This window comes from Nonomuraea sp. NPDC004702 (assembly GCF_053601695.1).
Genome location: NZ_JBSGCE010000031.1, coordinates 77,662 through 100,305 on the forward strand (window position 1 = coordinate 77,662; position 22,644 = coordinate 100,305).

At 70.9% G+C, this 22,644-nt stretch carries 19 protein-coding genes; 7 read left to right on the top strand and 12 right to left on the bottom strand.

Going from position 1 to position 22,644, the window contains the following annotated elements; genetic code table 11:
- The first annotated feature begins 70 nt into the window (after positions 1-70).
- Positions 71-970, top strand: coding sequence for an SDR family oxidoreductase (locus ACWEJ6_RS32205; protein ID WP_452428686.1), 900 nt, complete (start codon positions 71-73; stop codon positions 968-970).
- A 1-nt stretch (position 971) separates the two neighbouring features.
- Positions 972-1,796, top strand: coding sequence for a MaoC/PaaZ C-terminal domain-containing protein (locus ACWEJ6_RS32210; protein ID WP_452428688.1), 825 nt, complete (start codon positions 972-974; stop codon positions 1,794-1,796).
- Here ACWEJ6_RS32210 and ACWEJ6_RS32215 read toward each other — a convergent pair.
- Positions 1,783-2,394, bottom strand: a complete 612-nt coding sequence (locus ACWEJ6_RS32215; RefSeq protein WP_352322431.1) for a TetR/AcrR family transcriptional regulator — start codon at positions 2,392-2,394, stop codon at positions 1,783-1,785. The two genes, ACWEJ6_RS32210 and ACWEJ6_RS32215, sit on opposite strands and share 14 nt — an antisense overlap.
- 80 nt (positions 2,395-2,474) lie before the next feature.
- On the opposite strand from ACWEJ6_RS32215, the gene ACWEJ6_RS32220 reads away from it, so the two are divergent.
- Positions 2,475-3,656, top strand: a complete 1,182-nt coding sequence (locus ACWEJ6_RS32220; protein ID WP_358294759.1) for an acyl-CoA dehydrogenase family protein — start codon at positions 2,475-2,477, stop codon at positions 3,654-3,656.
- Positions 3,657-3,659: 3 nt separating this feature from the next.
- On the top strand, positions 3,660-5,804 hold the full coding sequence (locus tag ACWEJ6_RS32225) for an acetate--CoA ligase family protein (RefSeq protein ID WP_452428691.1): 2,145 nt from the start codon (positions 3,660-3,662) through the stop codon (positions 5,802-5,804).
- 23 nt (positions 5,805-5,827) lie between these two features.
- Here ACWEJ6_RS32225 and ACWEJ6_RS32230 read toward each other — a convergent pair whose 3' ends face one another.
- From ACWEJ6_RS32230 to ACWEJ6_RS32250, 5 genes are all read right to left on the bottom strand, one after another.
- Entirely contained in the window at positions 5,828-6,307 is a 480-nt protein-coding gene (locus ACWEJ6_RS32230) for a hypothetical protein (protein WP_387678979.1), read from the bottom strand.
- A gap of 229 nt (positions 6,308-6,536) precedes the next feature.
- Entirely contained in the window at positions 6,537-6,788 is a 252-nt protein-coding gene (locus tag ACWEJ6_RS32235; RefSeq protein WP_452428693.1) for an SCO4226 family nickel-binding protein, read from the bottom strand.
- Positions 6,789-6,902: 114 nt separating this feature from the next.
- Entirely contained in the window at positions 6,903-8,030 is a 1,128-nt protein-coding gene (locus ACWEJ6_RS32240; protein ID WP_358294767.1) for a thiolase C-terminal domain-containing protein, read from the bottom strand.
- Positions 8,027-8,434, bottom strand: a complete 408-nt coding sequence (locus tag ACWEJ6_RS32245; RefSeq protein WP_449918129.1) for a Zn-ribbon domain-containing OB-fold protein — start codon at positions 8,432-8,434, stop codon at positions 8,027-8,029. The genes ACWEJ6_RS32240 and ACWEJ6_RS32245 overlap by 4 nt, the downstream gene beginning before the upstream one ends.
- A 69-nt stretch (positions 8,435-8,503) precedes the next feature.
- Positions 8,504-9,016, bottom strand: a complete 513-nt coding sequence (locus ACWEJ6_RS32250) for a VOC family protein (protein WP_387678970.1) — start codon at positions 9,014-9,016, stop codon at positions 8,504-8,506.
- A 168-nt stretch (positions 9,017-9,184) separates the two neighbouring features.
- On the opposite strand from ACWEJ6_RS32250, the gene ACWEJ6_RS32255 reads away from it, so the two are divergent.
- Entirely contained in the window at positions 9,185-10,501 is a 1,317-nt protein-coding gene (locus ACWEJ6_RS32255) for an MFS transporter (RefSeq protein ID WP_387678967.1), read from the top strand.
- 297 nt (positions 10,502-10,798) lie between these two features.
- Here ACWEJ6_RS32255 and ettA read toward each other — a convergent pair whose 3' ends face one another.
- Positions 10,799-12,463, bottom strand: a complete 1,665-nt coding sequence (gene ettA, locus ACWEJ6_RS32260) for an energy-dependent translational throttle protein EttA (protein ID WP_358294775.1) — start codon at positions 12,461-12,463, stop codon at positions 10,799-10,801.
- A 403-nt stretch (positions 12,464-12,866) separates the two neighbouring features.
- Positions 12,867-13,466, bottom strand: coding sequence for a TetR/AcrR family transcriptional regulator (locus ACWEJ6_RS32265; RefSeq protein WP_452428696.1), 600 nt, complete (start codon positions 13,464-13,466; stop codon positions 12,867-12,869).
- A gap of 90 nt (positions 13,467-13,556) precedes the next feature.
- Between ACWEJ6_RS32265 and ACWEJ6_RS32270 the strand changes: the two genes are divergently transcribed.
- Together ACWEJ6_RS32270 and ACWEJ6_RS32275 are read left to right on the top strand one after the other, a co-directional pair.
- Positions 13,557-14,075, top strand: a complete 519-nt coding sequence (locus tag ACWEJ6_RS32270; RefSeq protein WP_452428698.1) for a carboxymuconolactone decarboxylase family protein — start codon at positions 13,557-13,559, stop codon at positions 14,073-14,075.
- The gene (locus tag ACWEJ6_RS32275) at positions 14,072-14,284 is read left to right on the top strand and encodes a hypothetical protein (RefSeq protein ID WP_397161766.1); all 213 of its coding nucleotides are present in this window, start codon (positions 14,072-14,074) and stop codon (positions 14,282-14,284) included. Before ACWEJ6_RS32270 ends, ACWEJ6_RS32275 begins: the two co-directional genes overlap by 4 nt.
- A gap of 118 nt (positions 14,285-14,402) precedes the next feature.
- On the opposite strand, the gene ACWEJ6_RS32280 is transcribed toward ACWEJ6_RS32275, so the two are convergent.
- From ACWEJ6_RS32280 to ACWEJ6_RS32295, 4 genes are all read right to left on the bottom strand, one after another.
- The gene (locus tag ACWEJ6_RS32280) at positions 14,403-15,695 is read right to left on the bottom strand and encodes a GGDEF domain-containing protein (protein WP_397210377.1); all 1,293 of its coding nucleotides are present in this window, start codon (positions 15,693-15,695) and stop codon (positions 14,403-14,405) included.
- Positions 15,696-16,742: 1,047 nt separating this feature from the next.
- Positions 16,743-17,531, bottom strand: coding sequence for a single-stranded DNA-binding protein (locus tag ACWEJ6_RS32285; RefSeq protein WP_452428701.1), 789 nt, complete (start codon positions 17,529-17,531; stop codon positions 16,743-16,745).
- 165 nt (positions 17,532-17,696) lie between these two features.
- Positions 17,697-19,322, bottom strand: a complete 1,626-nt coding sequence (locus ACWEJ6_RS32290) for a YfjP family GTPase (protein ID WP_358294787.1) — start codon at positions 19,320-19,322, stop codon at positions 17,697-17,699.
- Positions 19,319-21,790, bottom strand: coding sequence for a dynamin family protein (locus tag ACWEJ6_RS32295; RefSeq protein WP_452428703.1), 2,472 nt, complete (start codon positions 21,788-21,790; stop codon positions 19,319-19,321). The genes ACWEJ6_RS32290 and ACWEJ6_RS32295 overlap by 4 nt, the downstream gene beginning before the upstream one ends.
- Between the last annotated feature and the right edge of the window lie 854 nt (positions 21,791-22,644).

Consider the following 22,644-nt stretch of genomic DNA (forward strand, 5'->3'; position numbering starts at 1 on the left):
CCTGTCCTTTCTAGATTTTGATACTAGAATCCAGTTCAAGTCATCGGCCGGTCAAGGATCGAGGTGTCGGATGAGCGGGATCGTCGAAGGTCGCGTGGTGATCGTCACGGGTGCGGCCAGGGGCATCGGGCGTGGGCACGCCCTGGAGTTCGCCAGACAGGGCGCGAAGGTGGTGGTCAACGACCTGGGCGCGGAGGTGGACGGAACCGGCTCGTCCGGGGCCGCCGCCGAGGTGGTGGCCGAGATCGAGGCCATGGGCGGCCAGGCGATCGTCAACGGCGAGGACGTCTCCGACTTCGACGGCGCCGAGCGCCTGATCGGAGCGGCCGTCGAGCATTTCGGCGACCTGCACGTGCTGGTCAACAACGCCGGGATCCTGCGCGACCGCATGCTGGTCAACATGACCGCCGACGAGTGGGACGCGGTGATCAGGGTGCACCTGCGCGGCACGTTCGCGCCCCTGCGGCACGCCGCCGCCTACTGGCGGTCCAAGGCCAAGTCCGGCGAGCGGGTCGACGCCCGGATCATCAACACGACGTCGTCCTCCGGCATCTACGGCAATCCGGGCCAGGGGAACTACGGCGCGGCCAAGGCTGGCATCGCCGGGCTGACCGTGATCGCCGCCAGGGAGCTGGAGCGCTACGGCGTGACGGTCAACGCCATCGCGCCCGCCGCGCTCACCCGCATGACGGAGAACCTGATCCCGGCCGGGGCGACCGGCGCCGACCCCGACGACATCGCGCCGCTGGTGGTCTGGCTGGCCAGCGCCGAGGCGCGCGGCGTCACCGGACGGGTGTTCAACGTGCGCGGCGGCATGATCAGCGTGGCCGAGGGCTGGCACGCCGGCCCCGGGGTGGACAAGGGCGGCCGCTGGGACCCGGCCGAGCTGGGCGCGGTCATCCCCGCCCTGGTGGACAAGGCCGCCCCCAACGCCCTGACCAACGGCCGCGTCCCCGGGCGGGAGGACTGACATGCCGCTCGACCACTCGCTGATCGGCGTCGAGGGCCCGGCCCACGAGCGCTCCTGGACCGCCGAGGACACCATGCTGTACGCGCTCGGCGTCGGCTCGGGCCTGGACGAGCTGGAGTTCGCCACCGAGAAGGGGCAGCGGGTGCTGCCGACGTTCGCGGTGCTGGCGGCGCAGTCGCCGGGGCGGCGGCTGGGCGACTTCGACCCGGCCCTGCTGGTCCACGCCGAGCAGGGCTTCGAGCTGCACCGCGAGCTGCCGCCCGCGGGCGGCGTACGGACGACGTCGAAGGTGACCGGCATCTACGACAAGGGCTCGGGCGCGCTGGTGACCACCGAGGCCAGGGCCGTGGATGTGGAGACCGGCGAGCTGGTGATCGCCTCGCGCAGCTCGGTGTTCATCCGGGGAGAGGGCGGCTTCGGCGGCGACCGGGGGCCCCGCGACGAGTGGGCGGTCCCGGACCGGGCGCCCGACCACAAGGTGACCTACCCGACCCGGCCGGACCAGGCGCTGCTCTACCGGCTGTCCGGCGACCGCAACCCGCTGCACAGCGATCCGGAGTTCGCCGCCAGGGCCGGGTTCGACCGGCCGATCCTGCACGGGCTGTGCACGTACGGGGTGACCGGGCGGGCGTTGCTGCACACACTCGCCGGGTCGGACCCGTCACGGTTCAGGGCGATGTCCGGCCGGTTCAGCAGCCCGGTGTTCCCCGGCGAACCGCTGACCGTCTCCATCTGGGCCGACGGCGACGACGTGCTGTTCCGCACCGCCAAGGACGACGGGACGGTGGTGATCGACCGCGGCCGGGCGACGATCAGTCGTCGCTGAGCCCCCTGAGGGGATCGAGGCGGTGGATGAGCTTCATCGCCGCCTCGATGATCTCCCTGGCCTCCTCCTCGGTGTCGGACGTGGCCACCTCGCGGGCGGCCTCGCCGATGATGCTGGTCAGCACCGCGACCGTGAACCGGTCGAGCGGGTCTCCCCCGGCGCCGAGCAGGACGGCGTTCTGGCGCACCCACTCGCGCCCGCGGGTGCGGCGGATCAGCTCGAAGCCGGGCGGGCCGTCGCCGTCGATGAAGAGCCTGACCAGGTCGCGCCGGTCCCAGGCGCCGTCGAGGTAGGCGCGGGCCCCGGCGATCAGCAGCTCGACGGGGTCGCTGACGCCCTCCTTCTTGGCCTTGGCGACGCTGGCGGCCGACGCCTGCTCGTGGGCCGCCTGGTGGTCCTCGTAGAGGGCGAGGAACAGCTCGGTCTTGCCGCCGAAGTGGTGGTAGAGGCTGCCGACGCTGGAGCCGGCGCGGGCCACGACCTCAGAGACGTTGGAGTCGGCGAAGCCGTGCTCGCTGAAGACCTCACGGGCCGCCTGCAACATGCTCTTGCGCGTCTGAGCCGTACGGCTCCACTCCCACGAGGACTTGCGTGCCATGCCAGGCATTCTATCCCGCCGAATTCTAGAATCTGATTCTTGACCAGTGCCGCGCGGGGGTTAGAATCACGTACTAGAGAATGATTCTAGAAATTCAGGAGGCGGCCGTGGACTTCTCGCTCAGCCCGGAGGAACGGCAGATCCGCGACACCGTGCGTGCCTTCATCGAGAAAGAGATCATGCCGCTGGAGCCGGAGGTCCTGCGCAACGAGCGCGAAGGGCGTCCGGGGCTCGATCCCGAGGTCGTGCGCGACCTGCGCGCCAAGGCCAGGAAGTCGGGCTTCTGGGGCATCAACACCCCCGAGGAGTACGGCGGCGCGGCGCTCGGCCCGATCATGTCCGCGATCATCGCCATGGAGATGGGCCGCACGTTCGTGCCCTTCTCCTTCGGCGGCAGCGCCGACAACATCCTCTACGCCGGCACCGACGAGCAGAAGCAGCGCTACCTCGTCCCCACCATCGAGGGCGAACGGCGGTCCTGCTTCGCGATCACCGAGCCGGGCGCCGGCTCCGACGCCCGCAACATCCGCACCCGCGCCACCCGCGACGGCGCCGAGTGGGTGATCAACGGCGAGAAGACGTTCATCACCGGCGGCAGCGAGGCCGACTTCGTCATGGTGTTCGCGGTGGCCGAGGGCCACGGCGTGACGTGCTTCCTGGTCGACCGGGACATGGGCTGGACGTCCGAGCCCATCCCGACCATGGGCGAGTGGGGGCCGGCCGCGCTGGTGTTCCAGGACGTGCGGGTGCCCGAGGAGAACATCCTGGGCGAGCTCGGCAAGGGCTTCGAGCTTGCCATGCAGTGGATCGGGCAAGGACGGTACATGATCCCGGCCCGTGCCATCGGCTCCGCCGAGCGCATGCTCCAGATGGCCATCGACTACGCCAAGATCCGCAAGTCGATGGGGCAGACGATCTCGGAGTACCAGGCCATCCAGTGGATGATCGCCGACTCCCAGGTGGAGATCGAGGCGGCCAAGTGGCTCACCCTCCACGCGGCCTGGCAGGTGCAGCAGGGCATGGACGCCCGGCACGCCTCCTCCATCGCCAAGCTCAACGGCGCCGTGATGGCCAACCAGGTCGTGGACCGGGTGCTGCAGATCCACGGCGGCATGGGATACACCAAGGAGCTGCCGGTCGAGCGGTGGTACCGGGAGCTGCGCCTGCTGCGCATCTTCGAGGGCACCGACGAGATCCAGCGCCGCACGATCGCCCGCAACCTCATCAAGGGCCACGCCAGGCTCGGCCTGATCGGAGAGTAGTCCATGTCGGTCGAGGCACTGTTCAACCCGCGCTCGATCGCCCTGGTGGGGGCCACGGACAAGTCGGGCTGGTCGGTCAGCACGCTGCTGAACCTGCGCACCCACGGCTTCTCCGGGCCCGTCCACCTGGTCAACCCCAGGGGCGGGGTGGTGCACGGATCGCCGGCCTTCCGCAGCCTGACCGAGCTCCCCTCCCCCGTCGACCTGGCCTACGTCATGGTGCCGACGGCCGCCGTGCTCGGCGTGCTGAAGGAGGGCGCCAAGCTGGGGATCGGCTGCTACGTCATCCTCACGGCGGGGTTCGGGGAGGCCGGCGCGGAGGGCGCGCGGCTGGAGGCGGAGATCGCCGGGTTCGCCCGCGAGAACGGCCTGACCATCCTCGGGCCGAACGGCAACGGCTACATCAACGCCGCCGCCGACGTGACCCCGTACGGGCTGCCCATCCCCGAGCCGCTGCTGCGCGGGTCGGTCGGCGTGGTGCTGCAGAGCGGCGCGCTGGCCAGCTCGGTGCTCGGCTTCGCCCAGGCCCGCAACGTCGGCGTCAGCCTGCTGACCTCGATGGGCAACGAGTCGGTCGTCACGGTCACCGACGTCGTCGACTACCTCGTGGACGACCCGGCGACCCGGGTCATCGCCCTGTTCCTGGAGACGATCAGGAACCCGGCCGAGTTCTCCCGGGTCGCCCGCCGGGCACTGGAGGCGGGCAAGCCGATCGTCGCGCTCAAGATCGGCCGCAGCCGGCTCGCCTCGCACACCGCGCAGGCCCACACGGGCGCGCTCGTGGGCGACGACGACGTCATCGACGCCGCCATGCGCCAGCTCGGCGTGATCAGGGTGCGCTCGCTGGAGGACCTCATCATCACCTCCGGGCTGCTGGCCGCCACCGGCCCGCTGCCCGGCCGCCGGGTGGGCGTCGTCACCCCGTCCGGCGGCGCGTCCGAGATCATCGCGGACCGGGCCGAGGACGAGAGCCTGGAGCTGCCGCCCTTCTCCGCGGCGACGGTCGAGAAGCTGGCCGGGATCGTGCCGTCGTTCGGCACCGTGCAGAACCCGCTCGACGTCACCGGCTACGTCCTCGTCGACCGCACCCTGCTCGGCCGCGCCCTGGAGACGGTGACCGCCGATCCCGGCATCGACCTGGTCATGCTGCTGTCCGAACCGCCCAGGATCGCCCCCGCGGACCCCGCGCCCGTCCTGGCCATGTACGAGGCCAGCGCGCGGCGCATCGCCGAGTCGCCGGTGCCGGTCGTGGTGGTGAGCAACGTGCTGACCGACGTCACGGAGTTCGGGCGGCAGGTGCAGCGGGAGACCGGGTTCCCGTACGTCATGGGCGGGATCGAGCACGGCCTGACCGCGCTCGGCGCGGCGGTGCGCTGGTCGGAGGCCCACCGCAGGGCCCTGACCGGCGGCGGCCCGGCCGGGCGGGCGGCGGTCACCGGCGCATCCGGGGACGCATTCGGGGAAGCATTCGGAGGCGCGCCCGAGGGTGCGCACGGCGTGTGGGCCGAGCACCGGGCCGCCGCCCTGCTCGCCGCCGCGGGGCTGCCTGTGGTGCCGTCCGAGACCGCGGCGGACGAGGCGGCGGCGGTGGCCGCGGCCGAGCGGTTCGGCTACCCCGTGGTGCTCAAGGCCGCCGCCGAAGGGCTCGGGCACAAGAGCGACATCGGCGGGGTGCGGCTCGGGTTGTCCGGCCCGGAGGAGGTGCGGCAGGCGTACCGGGAGGTGGTGGCCGCGGCGCGGGCGCACGCCCCCGACGCGGGCGTCCTGGTCCAGCCGCAGCGCGGCGGCGGCATCGAGCTGCTGGCGGGCGTGGTGCGCGACCCGGCCTGGGGGCTCACCCTGGCGGTCGGGCTCGGCGGCGTCTGGGTGGAGGTGCTGCGGGACGCGGCCCTGCGCGTGCTGCCGGTGGACGCCGGCGAGGTCCGCCGGGCCCTGTCCGAGCTGCGCGGCGCGGCCCTGCTGGACGGCGCCAGGGGCACCGAGCCCGCCGACCTGGACGCGGTGGCCGACGTGGTGGCCGGGATCGCCGCGTTCGCCGAGAGCCTGGGCGACGACCTGGAGTCCCTGGAGATCAACCCGCTCCTGGTCACCGGCTCCCGCGTCGAGGCCCTGGACGCGCTCATCACCTGGCGCCCGCCGCCCTCCTGACCTGGCGGCTCGGGCGCCCTTGCTCAATGGTCAAGGCTCTTCAGCAGGATCATCACGGCTCCCAGGGCGCCCGAGCCGGCTCCGCAGAGCAGCCGGATCCAGAGCCGGTCGGTCTTGGGCGCCGCCGCGAAGAAGCCGAGCACGGTGAGCAGGACGACCGACACGCCGATCTCCAGGTACACCGACGCGTCCACGGACATCACGCCGGTCATCGCCACGCACAGGATCACCGTGAGCGGGACCAGCCCCCACAACATGCCCGTGGACCGCGTCACCGCGCCCCGCACCGCCTTGCGCACGTCCGGCGACCGGTCGCCGACGATCTCGGCGAACGCGTGCGCGATCCAGAACACGATGACCGTGCCGATCGCGGTCGCCAGCAGCTCGGCCGGGTCGGCGATCCAGTGCGAGAGCCCGGAGACGACGCCGGCCGTCAGGATGGTCCCGTAGACCGACTCGCCGTTGACGAACCGCCCCACCCCGCGCGCGGCTCCCGTGCTCACCCGACGAATCTAGTACGGCCCTCGCGCGCGGCCCGCCGCCCGACGCGCCCGCCCGGACGGTTTTTCCCGCCCTCGCCCGCCTGGGCGGTCTTTTGCGACCTCGCCCGTCTGGGCGGTTTTTTCGCGACCTCGCGCCACCGGGGCGTCGTGGGTCGGGGCGTCTCGGTGGCGGCCGCCCGCGTCCGCAGCAGCGCGGGCGGCCGTCACCGGTCCGGTGGCCGGGTCGTGGCTACTCGACCTCGACGGGCAGCTCGTAGATCTCCGTCGTGGGATGGCCGGCCTTCTCGTGCACCCGCATCACCGCCTCCTTCGACGGCCCCGACGACAGGCAGAACACCTTGCCCGAGTCCGGGTCGAGCCAGGCCCGCTCGAAGTGCACACCCTCGGCCCCCTCGACCGCCAGGTCCCGCTCGTGGGCCTCGCGCAACTGCTCCTCGGTGACACCGACGAAACCACTGTGCACGTCCATGAACTTCGGCATCGCCGTCTCCTCTTCTCAGGATCTTCCGCTTCCGATGGAGAGGCGTTCCATTCCGTTCCATCCCGTTCCATCGGCCCGTCCGGGCTCGCCTGCCCGGACGGCCGTGCGCGGAACCTAGGGCAACCGGGAGGCCAGGACGAGGGTGGCGGCGGAGGCGAACATGCCGCCGTTGCCCAGCACCACGCTCACCTCCACGTCCGGCACCTGGGCCGCGGCCTCGCCCCGGAGCTGCCGCACCGACTCCTGGATGGCGAACATGCCGTACATGCCGGTGTGCGTGTAGGACAGGCCGCCGCCGTTGGTGTTCATCGGCAGCCGGCCGCCGGGCGAGGTGTGCCCCTCGGCGATGAACGCCCCCGCCTCGCCCCGCCCGACGAAGCCCAGGTCCTCCAGGCCGTAGACGGGCACGTGGGCGAAGGCGTCGTACACCATCAGGTGGTCGACGTCGTCGTGGGAGATCCCGGCCTCGGCGAAGGCGGCCCGGCCGGACAGGCGGAAGCCCTTGGAGGTGGTGAAGTCCTCCATCTGCGAGACCATCGGCGCGTCCATGGCCTCGCCGGAGCCGAGCAGGTACACCGGCGGGCGGCGCGACAACTCCTCGGAGGTGACGACCAGCGCGCCGCCGCCGTCCGTCACCAGGCAGCATTCCAGCAGGTGGAAGGGGTAGGCGACGAGCTTCGACGCGAGCACGTCCTCGACCGTGATCAGGTCGCGGTACATGGCCCGCGGGTTCCTGGAGGCCCAGCGGCGCTGCGCGACCGCCACCTCGGCCAGCTGCTCGTGGGTGAGGCCGGTCTCCTTCATGTGGCGCAGCGCCGTGACGGTGAACGACGTCGGCGGCCCGACCACCCCGTACGGCAGCTCGAACTGCCCGAGCAGCGAGTCCGCGCCCAGCCCCCACCGGCCGGCGCCGACGCGCGACCGTCCCGACTCGCCGTGCGTGATCAGCACGGTACGGCACAGCCCGGCCCGGATGGCGGCGGCCGCGTGCCGTACGTGGAACAGGAACGACGACCCGCCCACGCCCGTGCCGTCGAGCCAGGAGGGCGTGATGCCGAGGGCGTGGGCCACCTGGATCGGGCCGGGCGTGCCGACCGTGGCGATGCCGTCGATGTCGTGTTTCGTCATGCCCGCGTCGGCGAGGGCGTTGCGCGCGGCCTCCAGGTGGAGCTGGAAGGTGGAGCGGTCCGGCAGGCGGCCGATCTCGTCGGTCTCGGCCGCCCCGGCGATCACGATGTTCATCGGGCGCCCTCCGCGGGCTCGAAGAGCGGCACGTGCACGTCGCCGCGCCGCTCGAACACCACCCGCAGCTCCATGTCCAGCGGCAGGTTCTCAGGGGTGTTGGGCACGCCGACGATGTTGGTCATCATCCGCACGCCCTCCTCCAGCTCCACGACGGCGATGGCGTAGGGCCCGCCGTCCTCGAAACCGGGCGCGGGACGATGGTTGATCACGTACGAGTACAGGGTCGCGCGGCCCGTCGCGCGCACCCACTCCACGTCGCCGCCGCCGCAGTGGGGGCAGCTCGGCCGGGGGTAGAAGTAGTGCCGCGCGCACGTCTGGCAGCGCTGGATCCTGAGCTCTCCCGCGGCCGTGCCGTCCCAGAACGGCTGGGTCTCGGGCGTTGGCTTCGGTGCCGGTTTCATGGGCCTCCCTACTCTAGTTCTAGAATCGCACTCTAGAGCTGAGTTCGGTTCCGGGGAAGCCTCCGTGGCTCAGGGGCTGGGGATGCCGTCGCCGTTGCGGCCGCGTCCCGCCAGCACCTCCTCCAGCGTCGGGCGGGCCTCGTCCGGATCACGGAACCCCGGGCAGGCGAGCTGGATGAGCACGCCGTGCGCCTCCTTGGGGTGCAGGAACACCTCCTGCCAGCGCACGTCGGCCCTGTTGAGCCCGTGCAGCCGGTAGCCGCGCCCGGTGAGCCGGGCGACGGCCGCGTCCATGTCCCCGACGTGGAAGTTCAGATGATGGACGCCGCCCCGCCCCCGCGTCAGCTCGAAGAAGCTGTCGAAGAACGTGGACCCGGTCAGCGGCTCCATGAGCTCGATCTTGCTCCCGTTGGAGTAGGTGAGCTGCAGCGTGCGGTACCCGCTGATCCGGTTGTCCCCGCCGCCGCCCAGATGGCGACCGCCGAGCAGGTCGCGGTAGATCGGCAGCAGGTCCCTGATCCGGGGAGCGGCCACGGCCGTGTGGTCGAAGGTCACGTCGAGGCCGTCAAGTTCCAGGTCCACGCCCGGCTCCTCACTACGAACGAATCCTAGAATTTGATTCTAATCATCTGATACCGGGCACGCACTCTTGACGCCGGCCGATGCGAGGAGCAGCATCTCAGAAATGGATTCTAGAGCTAGCTTCTAGAACTCATGGCGGGGGGCCTAGGCTCGACAGAAAGGCTTGTCATGAGGCTGTCCTACGTCCGCGAGCTCGACGAGTACCCGACCGGCGCCCGCCGGATGAAGATCCTCACCATGGCCGTCCTGGCCATCCTCATCGGCTCCTACGAAGGGCAGATCGCGCCCGTCGTACCCCTGCTGCTCAAAGATCTGAACATGTCCCTGGCCACGTACGGCGCGGTGTCGGGGGCGGCCGCGGTGGCCGGTGCCGTGGCCTCCATCCTGGGCGGGCGGCTCACCGACCGGGTCGGCCGGGTCCGCCTGCTCATCCCGCTCATGGCCCTCACCGCCGTGTGCTGCTTCGCCATGACGCTCGTGCACAGCCCGCGCGACCTGCTGATCGCCCGCATCCTGCTGGCCTTCGTGGACGGCGTCGCCATGGCCTCCACCGCGCCGCTGATCCGCGACTTCTCGCCACGGCTCGGACGGGCGCAGGCGTTCGGGTTCTGGACGTGGGGCCCGGTGGGCGCGAACTTCCTGGCCGCCGCCGTCGCCGGCTGGACACTGCCGATCTTCGACGAGTCGTGGCGGTCCCAGTTCGTCATCATGGGCTGCTTCTCGCTGGTGATCTCCGCGGTCATCGCGTTCAACATCGCCGACCTGTCCCCCGAGCTGCGGGCCAGGATCCAGCACACCGAACGGGCCGCCGAGGAGGTCGTCGACCTGCGGCGTCCGCCCACCGTCCGGTCGTTGTTCGCTCGGCGCAACATCTGGGCCCACGTCGTCGGCATCTCGCTCTGGCTGGTCCTCTACATCACGCTGTCGCTGTTCGGCCAGACGATGCTGGTGGGCGCGCTCGGCATCAGCAGCGCGCAGGCGTCCACGATCATGGCCGCGTTCTGGAGCCTGAACCTGGTCACGCTGATCGTCACCGGCCGCCTGTCGGACCGCCTGCAGCTGCGCAAGCCCTTCTCGCTCGCCGGGACGATCGCCGCGGTGCTGGTCACCGCCTACCTCGCCGTCGCGCTCGGCCAGGAAGGCGTCTCCACCGGCACGCTCATGGTGGTCGGCGCCCTGCTCGGCGGCTCACTCGGCGTCGCCTACGCCCCCTGGATGGCCAACTACTCCGAGGACGCCGAGGACGCCGACCCGCGCCTGCAGGGCACGGCCTGGGGGCTGTTCGGCTTCCTGAGCAAGGCGATCGCGGTGGTCGGGCTGCTGGTCATCCCGCACGTCGTGGCGGCCACGAGCTGGCAGACGTGGCTGTTCGTGGCGCTGGGCTGCCTCGTGCTGTTCGTCCCCGCGATCCTGCTGTTCAACGGTCCTTGGCGACGCCCCGCCCCCACCCCCGTCCAGGTCGCCCTCACCGAGGCCGAAAGCTGACCCATCCCCCCCGAGCCCGAACACTGAACCGTCCCAAACCGGGGCCGAACACCGATCCATCCCGCCCGAGCCCGAACACCGAACCGTCCCAAACCGGGGCCGAACACCGAACCGTCCCAACCCAGCCCGAACACCGAACCGTCCCAACCGAGCCCGAACACTGATCAGCCCTGTCGGAACACGCGAAAGCGGCGCGCCCCCGAAGGGGCCCGCCGCTCGTCGCAGGAGTGAGACGCTCGCCCCGGTGCCGGGACGGGACGTGCCCGTCCGTCCCGGCGCCAGGACAAGACGTGTGCGTCAGTCCCGGTGCAGCTTCCGGTACGTCACCCGGTGGGGACGGGCCGCGTCGGCGCCGAGACGCTCGATCTTGTTCTTCTCGTAGTCGGCGAAGTTGCCCTCGAACCAGAACCAGTTCGAGCCTTCCTCCCACGCGAGGATGTGGGTGGCGATGCGGTCGAGGAACCACCGGTCGTGCGAGGTGATCACGGCGCAGCCCGGGAAGTCGAGCAGCGCGTTCTCCAGCGACGACAACGTCTCGGTGTCGAGGTCGTTGGTCGGCTCGTCGAGCAGCAGCACGTTGCCGCCCTGCTTGAGGGTGAGCGCCAGGTTGAGCCGGTTACGCTCGCCGCCCGACAGCACCCCCGCCTTCTTCTGCTGGTCGGGCCCCTTGAACCCGAACGCCGCGATGTAGGCCCGCGACGGCATCTCGACGTTGCCGACCTTGATGTGATCGAGCCCGTCGGAGACGACCTCCCAGACGTTCTTGTTCGGGTCGATGCCGCCCCGGCTCTGGTCGGCGTAGGAGATCTTCACGGTGTCGCCGACCGTGATCGACCCCGCGTCCGGCGTCTCCCCACCCGTGATCATGCGGAACAGCGTGGTCTTGCCGACGCCGTTGGGGCCGATGACGCCGACGATGCCGTTACGCGGCAGGTCGAACGTCAGGCTCTCCATCAGCAGGCGGTCGCCGAAGCCCTTGGTGAGCTGGTCCGACTTGATCACCGTGGTGCCCAGACGCGGGCCCGGCGGGATCTGGATCTCCTCGAAGTCCAGCTTGCGGAACTTGTCGGCCTCGGCGGCCATCTCCTCGTACCGCTGGAGACGGGCCTTGCTCTTGGTCTGGCGGGCCTTGGGGTTGGAGCGCACCCACTCCAGCTCGTCCTCCAGGCGCTTCTTGCGCTTGGCGTCCTTCTGGCCCTCGACCTTGAGGCGCTGGGCCTTCATGTCGAGGTAGGTGGAGTAGTTGCCCTCGTAGGGGTAGCAGCGACCGCGGTCGAGCTCCAGGATCCAGTTGGCGACGTTGTCCAGGAAGTACCGGTCGTGGGTGACGGCCAGCACCGTGCCGGCGTACTTCTCCAGGTGCGACTCCAGCCACTGCACGCTCTCGGCGTCGAGGTGGTTGGTGGGCTCGTCGAGCAGCAGCAGGTCGGGGGCCTCAAGCAGCAGCTTGCACAGCGCCACGCGGCGGCGCTCACCACCGGACAGCTTGCTCACCTCGGCGTCGGGCGGCGGGCAGCGCAGGGCGTCCATCGCCTGCTCCAGCTGGCTGTCGAGGTCCCACGCGTTGCGGTGCTCCAGCTGGTCCTGGAGCTTGCCCATCTCCTCCAGCAGTTCGTCGCTGTAGTCGGTGGCCATCTGCTCGGCGATCTGGTTGTAGCGCTCAAGCATCGCCATCGTCTCGGCGACACCCTCCTGCACATTGCCCAGAACGGTCTTTTCCTCGTTGAGCGGCGGCTCCTGCTGGAGCATGCCGACCGTGAAGCCCGGCATCAGCTTGGCGTCGCCATTGGACGGCTGCTCCAGGCCGGCCATCATCCGGAGCAGCGTCGACTTCCCGGTGCCGTTCGGCCCCAGGACACCGATCTTGGCTCCGGGCAGGAACGACAGCGTGACGTCGTCAAGGACAACCTTGTCGCCGTGCGCCTTGCGCACGCGCTGCAGCGTGTAGATGTACTCCGGCATGCTCCCTAGCTTAGAGGCTGCACACGCAGGCTTCCGCCGCCCAGCCCCTTTCACCTCCGCCCGTCCCCGCTCGCCCCTGCACCCCCACCCCTCCAACCCCACCTCCCCCGAACGCCGTGACGTCCCGGAGCCGCCCCTTGCCGCCCTCGCACGCTGAATCACCCATGACACCCCAGGCCGCGAGCCCACCTTGGGGACGGACGCCGTTCGCCCCGACCTCAGCCGACCAGGATCGCCATCACGCCCCTCCATGGCCCTCTGGTCACGGCCTCCGCCGCCATGCCCCTTTGCCAGGGCCCCTCCACCACGGCCGCCTCCAGCACGGCCCCTTCACCACGGCCCCCTTCACCACGGCCCCCTTCACCACGGCCCCCTTCACCACGGCCGCGTCCACCACGGCTTCCTAGGTCGCGGCCCCAGAAGTCTCGGCCCCTGCGGTGGTCCCCGCGATGGTCCGCGCCGGTGCGAGGAGGGCGGCGGCTGCGGCTCGTGCCCGTTGTGCCGGGTGGGTCGAGCGCTCACGTACCGCCGTGACGATGGCACCGTCCACCAGCAGGACGAACAGGTGCGCCAGCTCGGCGGCATCGGCGCGACGACCGTCGCGCTCGATCAACCCCGAGATGTACGCCCGCACGCGATCCTTGTGCTCGGCCGCCACCCGATGTGCCGCACTGTCCGGATCCGCCGTCTCGATCATGGTGTTGATGAAGGCGCACCCACGGAAATCCGCCCGCGCGAACCGTTCGGCCAGGGCGTCGAAGACGTCCAGCGGATGGCCGCCCAGAGCCTCCACGCGTTCGGCCAGCCAGGCCCGCCACCGCTCGTCCCGTCGCCGCAGTACGGCCACGACCAGGTCGTCCTTGCTCGGGAAGTGCCGGTAGAAGGAGGCGCGGCCCACCCCCGAGACACTCAGGATCCGCTCGACGCCCACCGCTCTGATCCCCTCCGCGTAGAAGAGGTCCTCGGCGGCGTCGAGCAGTCGTTCACGTGCACGTGTGGGCATACCGCCAAGCTATCCCGAACTTCCCTAAAACGGAACCGTTCGGTATCGTCTTGCCCAGATGGAACCGATCAGTACCGTTTTGGAGACCTCATGCCCCGCCTTCCACAACTGACAGAAGACAATGACGGTCTGCTCGACCAGACCCGCCGCCAGCTCGGCAAGGTCCCCAACCTGTACGCCGCCCTCGCCAACGGCCCAGCCGCCCTGGCCGGCTACCTCGCGATGCGCGAACACCTCGGCTCGGGCGTCCTCACCCCGAGACTGAGGGAGCAGATCGCCCTGCTGGTCGCCCAGGAGAACCACTGCACGTACTGCGTGAGCGCCCACACCATGCGCGGACGCCGTATGGGCATGTCCGACGAGGAACTGCTCAAGGCCCGCCAGGGCGCGGACGACGAGCCGCACGCGGCCGCCGTCCTGGCGATCACTCAGGCGATCATGCACACGGGCGGCACGGTGAGCGACGCGGACCTGGACGCCGCACGGGCCGCCGGCGTCTCGGACGCGGAGCTCGCCGAGATCGTGGGCCACATCGCCCTGAACACCTTGTCCAACTACTTCAACCACCTCGCCCAGCCCGAGCTGGACTTCCCGGAGGTGCAGGCATGAACCCCACCTGGAGAAACGGCACCGTCGAACTCCTCGACGGCTACACGCTGACGAACTCCGAGGGCCGCCGGGTGTCGGCCGTGGAAGGAGTGCGGTTCGCCATCGAGGGCGGGTATCTCAACGTCGAGGTCCCCGGCGTACCCCACATCCAGATCGTCTCGGCTCCCGCCGTCCGGCTCGTCACCTGCGACGGCGTCACCACGCCCTGACGCCCGAGGCGCACGGGCCACAACCCGAGGGCAGGCCCCTGACCCATCCGTCCCTCAGGCGCCTGCCCGCATTCCCCGCACATCCCACCGCGCACCACACGGCGTGCGCGACGACACGTCACACGGCTTGTTCCTCGGGCGACGGCGGTTGCGGCGGCTGGACGACGGGGATGCAGACACGGTCCCGGCCCAGCTCCTTGGCCCGATAGAGAGCCAGGTCGGCGGCGGCCAGCAGGTCGATCAGATCGTCGCCGTGCACACACATCAACGCGACCCCGACCGAGATCGTGATCCGGATCAGAGCATCGTCCACCGGGATGGCCATGTGCCCGATGTGCGTACGAAGTCGCTCGGCGACCTGCCGCGCCTCGTCGACGTCCGCCCCCGGCAGCAGGACGACGAACTCCTCGCCCCCGAACCGCCCCACCACGTCGGACTCCCGCAACTCCCTGCGCAACATGGCCGCCACCCCGGCCAGCACCTCGTCGCCGACCAGATGCCCGTGGGCGTCGTTCACCCGCTTGAAGTGGTCGATGTCGATGATCAGCAACGCCAGGGTGTCACCGCTGCGACGCGCCCGAAGGATCTCGGTGTCGGCCTCCCGCTGCCAGGCGGCCGCGTTGAGCAGCCCGGTCTTCGAGTCGGTACGGGCGGCGGCCTGCAACTGCGCATGCAACAGACTGCGTTGCAGCAGGACGACCGGCGGCAACGCGAGCACCAGCAGAGCCAGGTTGAGCCCGCACCCGATCGAGACCGTGACCCCGAGACACAGCTCGACGACGTCCAGCAGGACGCTCTCCCGGTTCCACAACACCTCCTGCCACGACCCCTCAGGATCGGACGTGTGCGCCGCGACCGCGATGAGACCGATGTTGAGCAGGGAGAACAGCACGGCGGCCGCAACCGCGTAAGCGATCGGCGGCCCACTCCCCCGCGTCAGCACCCAGGGGTCGGGGACGACCCAGTGGAAGGCGACCGACGCCGTGCAGCCGGCCAGACCGATGGCCGCCGAGCTGAACACCCGACGGTAGAGAACTGTGGCGCGCACGCGCACCTGCAGAAGGATCTGCAGCACGATCGGCGCAAAGAGGGCGTAGACCGGCGGCAGGAGCAGGGCGACCGGCAGCCACCAGGCCGACAACAGGTCACGCGAGACCCCGGCGGGCATGCCCAGACGCCTGCTGGCCTCGATGCAGACCGCACCGCACGCCATGAGAGCGGCAAAGGTCAGCAAATCCGGCCAGTGGAAATCGGTAGATCTCGTGAACAAGGTGATCGCGACGGCATCTAGGGCGACAATGGCGCACAGATACGCCACAAGCGGGCGCCGTTGCCCGAGCAATGGCCAACGACCGGCCATTCTTGACACACCGTCGCGAGACTTGATCGTGGCGTGACTGGTCGCCGCCATCTCGTCTCCTCCCTGACTAACGATGTGTAACACAATAATTGCGGAGTGTGCGTTATGCGATGGGAACCGCTACGTTGAAACGACCACGCCTGCTCACTCCGCGAGCGGGCAGTGCCGGAAAGGAGCAACCATGGTGCGGGGCGTGACCTGGACATGACCCATGCTCTAGGTATCTGACACGGACAAACACCCCATCGACCCCCTTCGGGGTGACATCGGGGCCATCAGCCGATGCCCCTCCCCCTCCCCTTGGCCGTCCCCTGCGCGGGCGCCGACCCATCGGCTGCTGCCCTCCGCCCCGATCGCTTTCCCCCCGACCGATGGCCGGTGAACCATCGGTCGTACCACTCCTTCATCCGGTCCGTCGAGGAACTCGATGACCAGCGCGTCTGGGCCTACGCAATCAAGGAGTGCATCACACATACGACTGCCGTCACGTCGCGCTTGCCCGCCGTTGCCCGCACGCGCGTCGCGTCACCGCCTGAGGACGCTGTATGTCCTTCACGCGATGCCGTCCGTCTCGACGCCTGCGCGTCCCCGAACCAGAGCACCGCCAGGAGGCAAGCGGCACCAACCCGCACCTGGGCAGCGCGCCTCCGGGCGTAGTTACCCGTGGGGGATCACCGTGAGGCGAACCGGGCCAGTGCGCCTCCGCATGCACGCGCCCCCTTGGGTGGATTGGTAGTTACGTGGGTGCCCCGGTCAGGCGGTTAAGGAGCCCATACAGACAACGGGCAACCCGTCCAGAGAGGTCGCAGCCCGCGAGTAGTCCGTGCAGGTGGATGAGCAGCCGGCGGGTCGGGCGCTGTGCCGGGGGCGGGCTTTTCGCTTGATCGGCCGCCCACTGCGTCCTCGATGTGGGCGCGCCTGGTGGGTGTGGTTGTGGGAGCGTCGAGGCGAGTGGGCCGGCCGGGTTGGGGCGGGTGTCTTCATGGCCGGTTGCGTGGGTCGGCATGAAGACACCCGCCCCCGTGGGCAGCGGCCACGTGTCCGTCACGGCGGAAGCATCCACTGGTGCAGGTGCTCAGCCGTCAGGTGGCGATGGTGTCAGGCCGCGGCCTTCTCCGGTGTCTGTGTCTTCGTCCGGGGCTTGCTGGACGCGCCCAGGACGCGGACCGTGGCGGCCTTGGCTGACGAACCGCGGCCCGGCTGCTCTGGTGTGACCGGGCCAGGAGTGGTGTCGTCATCCGCGGCGGTGTCCGGGTGGGGCTCGGGACGTGCGCTCGGTTGCGGGCGGGCGGCGTGGGGGTCGGTGGCCGCTATGCCCAGCGTCGTGAGGTCGGCGTCCGGCCCGGCCTCGTCGTCGTGAGGCTGCGCGGGTGCGCTTCGGGGTGCGTCGGCGGTCGCGGGGACCGACGGGTCGGCGGACGGGTGGAGGGAAGACGGACGGACGGGCTTGGTGCCCATCGCCCAGTCCTGGGTCTCCTCGTCGAGGCGTTCGCGCATCTCCTTGGTCATCGAGCCCAGGCCGCCCCCGCGCTCCGGCTTGGTGAAGACGCCGGTGCCCCAGCGCAGGTCGTGCCCGACCGCGCTGGCCTCGATCTCCGGCATGAACCGGCGGTCGCCTTCCGCGCCGAACTCGCGGATGCGGAGCTTGCCGGACACGACGACGGGCTGCCCCGCCCGTACGCAGTCGGCGACGTTGTCGCCCAGCGCACGCCAGCAGCGGACCGTGAAGCAGACGCGCTCACCGTCGGTCCATTGCCCGGTCTTCCTGTCGAAGTAGCGGTGCGAGGTGAACACCTTCAGCGACGTGACCCTGGTGCCGTCGTCGAAGCTGTACTGCCGTGGCTCTGCTGCGACGTTTCCGGTGAGCGTGATGTAGATGTCGTTCATCCGTGCCTCCCATGCGGCGGGCGGACTGCCCGCGACCTGGGAACACGGTGCCTGAAGCAGGCCGGGTGGGGCGGGGGCGAACGCCGTTCTGTGGATGAGGGACGGCGAGGCAGGATCGGCTGTGGATGACGGCCGGTCGTGCAGGAAGCGTACGAGAAGAGGGGATCAGCCCGAGAGGTCGCGCAGGGCCGTGTAGAAGGCGTGGTGGCGGCCGAGCTCGCGTTCGACCGGCTCCACCACCATCTTCGCCGACACCGTCGCCACCCTGCGGCGCATCTCCCGCTCCAGACGTTCCCGCTCCCGCGAGGCCCCCAGCTCCACGAAGTTGCGCGAGGCGATGCCCGACAACGCGCCCAGCCCCAGGACGGAGGCCATCATGAGCGCCACCCACGGCAGCGCCGCGCCGTCGCCGACCAGTTGCAGGGTCGCGGGCAGCTGTGCGGGCACGGTGAGCCCGGCCACCAGCCACACCACCCCGGCCACGAACGCCACCACCAGCAGGTACTGCCAGACCTTGAGCAGCCGCCACCAGCCGGGCACCCGGTCGAGGCGCGGCGCCACCTCCGTGAGCTCCTCGGTCAGCGCCTTCGGCAGCCGGGACGCGTGCGAGCGCGCGGCCTGTTGCACCGCGGTCCGCCACACCGGGTCCATCCCGGCCGACAGCCCGTCGGTGAGCGCCTGCACGGCGTTGGCCACCTCGGCGGAATGCGCGCTCACCGAGCCGGTCGTGATGCCCCGGATCTCGTCGCCGACGTCTTCGAGACGCAGGCTCTTCAACGGATCCGGACGGAACTTGGCGAACCACCGCGGATAGGGCCAGCCGACCCACTGGCTGGAACGCTCGGCGTAGACGTTCTCCATGGCCTCGCCGACGGCGGGGACGCCGATCGCATCGCAGAGCGCATCGGTGAGCCCCATCCTGCGCGCCTCGTCGACCGACGACGGCACGAGCAGCGCGTCGCCGAGCGGCATGGCCTCGCCGAGCCGCTGCTCCATCCGCTGGAGGTCGGCCTCCAGCTTCTGGACGGCGGCGCGGCGGCGGCCGACGGCGGTCGCGATCACGCTCTTGAGGCTCTCGACGCCGCGCCCGGTGACGGCCGAGGTCGGTACGACGCTGGGATGCTCGACGCCTTCCCGGCGCAGCAGGTCGTTGAGGTCGATGACCAGCTCGGCCAGCTCCGCCGCGGAGAGCCTGTCGGCCTGGTTGAGCGCGAACACGGTCACCGCGTCGTGCCCGGCCAGCTCGGTCACGTAGCGCCGGTGGGTGGAGGCGTCGGCGTACTTCTGCGGGTCGAGCACCCACACCACCAGGTCGGCCAGCCCGATGAGCCGGTCGGCCTCGTTGTCGCTGAGCGCCCGGATCGAGTCGTGGTCGGGCAGGTCGAGCAGGATCAGCCCGTGGAGCTGGCTGTCGCCCTTGTCGAGCGCGCTGGTACGGGAGAAGCGGTGGCGCGGCTGGATCTGCAGCCAGTCGAGCAGCGGCGCCGAGCCCTCCAGCCCCCACACGCAGGCGTGGGTACGGGCCGTCGTCGGACGGCGTACGCCGGTGGGCGACAGCTCAAGCCCCGAAATGGCGTTGAACAGGGACGACTTGCCGCTGCCGGTGCCGCCCGCGAGGGCGACCACGGTGTGCTCGGACGACAGCTTGAGCCGGTCGCCGGCCCGCGTCAGCAGCGCGCCGGCCTCGGTGAGCAGTTTCTGGTCGAGCCGCCCGGGACCGAGCTCCACCACCTTGTTGAGCGCGGACAACCTGGGCGCGAGGCCCGCCCTCGGGGGCGTGGTCGTCGTCATCGGGCGACCTCAAGGTTGTACGTCGCCTGGTAGAGGCGGGTCGCGACGGACTCGTCCGGGATGCCCGCCGAGTCGAGAGCGTGTACGTAACGCATGGATTCCTCGTCGAACAGCATGCCGATCCTGGCTCGCAGGTCACTGAGCGCCTTGGCGCCGATGCCGCGCAGCGACTCCGCGCCGAGCAGGGCGTTGACGAGCCGGTGCGGCACGCCCGACCCGTCGCCGCCGCTGAACATGGCGACCGTGAAGATCAGGGAGAGCGCGTCGGGATCGAACGAGACGAGCTTGGACACCGAGCGCTTGGTCACGCCCTCGGTGCGTACGAGCTCGTTCAGGTGGTCCTGCCAGGACGCGATGGCGCGCCCGGCGTGCCGCAGCAGGTTGTCCGACGGGCGGTCGAGCCCGTCGGCGAGCTTGGCGCCCAGCTCCGAACGGTGCCGCCAGCGCGCGACCACCTCCTCGGCGGCGCGGTTGGCCGCGGCGACGATCACCGACTCCAGCCCGGCCCGGATCGCCGCCTTGAACGCCGTCACCCGCTCGGGCGTCTGCCTGCCCGCCTTGCCGCTCTTGCCGAACTGCAGCGAGCGCATGAGGTCGCCGGAGCCCGCGAAGTCCTGCCAGCGGGCCAGCACCTCGCCGTGCAGCAGCGAGCCGTTCTTGGACGCCTTGTCGATCTCGGCCAGCGCGCCCAGGTAGGCGGCCTCGACGTCGCTGCGCAGCTCGGCACGGAACGCCGCCTGACCCTCCAGATGCCTGGCCAGCGCGGGCACGCGGGTGCGGAAGCTGTTGAGCACGCCGTTCAGGGTCTCCTGCACGGCCTGCGCCCGGCGCGCCTCGTCGACCGAGAGCTCGGCCAGCCACATGCGCAGGTCGGTGACCTCGCTGTCGGGCAGCCTGCCGTCGGTCACCGTGGCCTCGTGGATCACGAACCGGTCGATGTCGCCCAGACCGTATTCGGTCAGCATGCGGACGAAATGCTTGAGCACGACGTCGGCCGACCGGGGCTGCACCCGCGACAACACGATGGCCAGGCGGGCGCCGCGCTCCTTGGCCAGGCGCAGGAGGCTCCAGGCGGGCGCGTCGGCGTAGCGGGCGGCGGTGGTCACGAAGATCCACAGGTCGGCGGCGTCGAGCATGCGGTGGGCGATCTCTTGGTGCTCCTCGACGACCGAGTCGATGTCGGGGGTGTCCAGCAGCGCGACGCCCTGCGGAAGCTTCTCGGTCGTCACGACGACCAGGCCGCTCGTCCCGCTGTCGGGCGAGGGCCGGTCCAGCCGTTCGAGGCCGCTGAGCAGCTCGCCCTCCGCGAACCACTTCCTGTCGTCGGGGTGGCAGGCCAGGATGGGGGTGCCGGTGGTCGGGCGGCGCACTCCGGTGCGGGAGACGTTCCGCTCGGCGAGGGAGTTGACCAGGGTGGACTTGCCCGCGCCGGTGGAGCCGGCGATCACGATCAGCGCGGGGGCCGTGTTGGTGCGCACCCTGGGCAGGACGTAGTTCTCCAGCTGGGCCAGCAGGTCGGCCCGCGCCTGCCTGGCCTCCTCGGCTCCCGGCAGGTCGAGGCTGAAGCGCAGGTCGGACACGCTTTCGCGCAACGCGCTCAGCGCCGACGTCATCGCCTCGACGACCTCGGCCGGCAACTCCTCGACCCGCGGCCCTTCCTCCGGCGCGCCTTCCGGCTCCGCTACGGCGTCGGTCTCCGCGTCGCCCTCAGCGTCAGCGTCGCCCTCAACGTCAGCGTCGCCCTCAGCGTCAGCGTCGCCCTCAACGTCAGCGTCGCCGTCGGTGTCTGCGTCGCCCTCGGCGTCGGCGTTCGCGTCGGCGTTCGCGTCGGCGTTCGCGTCGGCGTTCGCGTCGGCGTCGCTGTCGGCGTCCGCGTCGGAGAGGTCGTCGGTTTCGACTTCGGTTTCGGCGTTCGCCTGGACGAGGGCATCCGCGTTGGGGTGGATGTCCGGGGCGGTGTCGGTGTCCGCTTCGGAGTGGTCGTCGGCGTCGGCGTCGGTTTCGGCGTTCGCCTGGATGACGGCATCCGCGTCGGTGTCCAGGCCAGCGTCGGTGTCCGGGGTGGTGTCGGTGGGGTCGTCGGATTCGGCGTCGATCTGGGCGGTGGCACCCGTGTCGGTGTCCGCCTCGGTGTTCGGGTCGGTGTTCGGGTCGGTGTTCGGGTCGGTGTTGGGGACGGTCTCGCCGCTGTTGCCTACGGCGTCGGAGCGGTCGTCGGCGGCCGCTTCGGCGTCATCGGTCTCTACGGTGGACCTGACGTCGTCGGCGTCGGCCTCGGAGTCGAGTTCCTCCTCCGCCAGGTCTCCCGGGTCGGTGGGGTAATCGGCGCCGGCGGGGACATCGGAGGCCGGTGAGAAGGCGTCGAAGCCGGTGGTGGTGTCGGTGGCCACGGAGGTGGCGGTGTCGCTGGGGTCGGCGTCGGCGACGGCGTCGGCGACGGCGCCGGCGCGGTTGTCGTCAGCGTCCATCGCCTCGCTGGGGTCGCCGTCGCCTTCCGCAGAGGGCGCCGCGTCGGCTTCAGGAGCGGGGGCGTCATCTGGCCGGGGAACGTCGTCGCCCTCCGAGCCGGCATCGGCATGAGCAGAGTTGTCGGCGTCGGCGTCGGCGTCAGGGGTGGCGGCCGCCGGGGGCGGCGCCTGTTCTGCGTCGGAAGGCGCTTCTCCGCTGTCGGCGGCGGTGGCGTTCGGGGACGCGGGCGTCGGCTCGGTCTCCGGGGACGGGGCGGTGTCCGGTTCCTGGACGGCTCGTTCCCAGAAGGCGGCGGGCCTCGGACGCGTCTCGTTCCCCTCACGCGGGTCGGCGGCACGGGCCGGGGTGAACAGGCTCGGACGGTCGGCCGGACGGGACGGCGTGAAGAGGCTGGGCCCCGTGGACGGGCCGGGCTCGTCCGTACCGGCGGAGGGCTCCTGCGAAGCGGCCGGGAGCCGCGGAGCGATGGGCCGCCGAGGGAGGACGGGCTCGTCGGCGCGCGCCGACGGCTGGAAGAGCGATGGCCGGGCAGCGGAGGACGACGGCTCTCCCGAGGCCGACGGCCCCCCGGAAGCCGCAGAAGACGAGCCCGAGGAAGCCACAGACGGCGGCCCCGCGGGAGAGGCGGGCGGCGAGCCCGCGGGAGCCACAGACGGCGGACCGGAGGAAGGCACAGACGGCGACCCCGCGGCAGCCGCAGACGGCGGGCCGGAGGGGGCCGCAGACGGCGGGCCTGCAGGAGAGGCAGGCGGCGGACTCGCGGGAGCGGCGGGTGGCGAAGGCGCGGGGGGCCGGGAATCGGGCAGGTCGTCGTCCGTCACCGGGCGGAAGCTCAACGTCTGCTCCCCCAGCG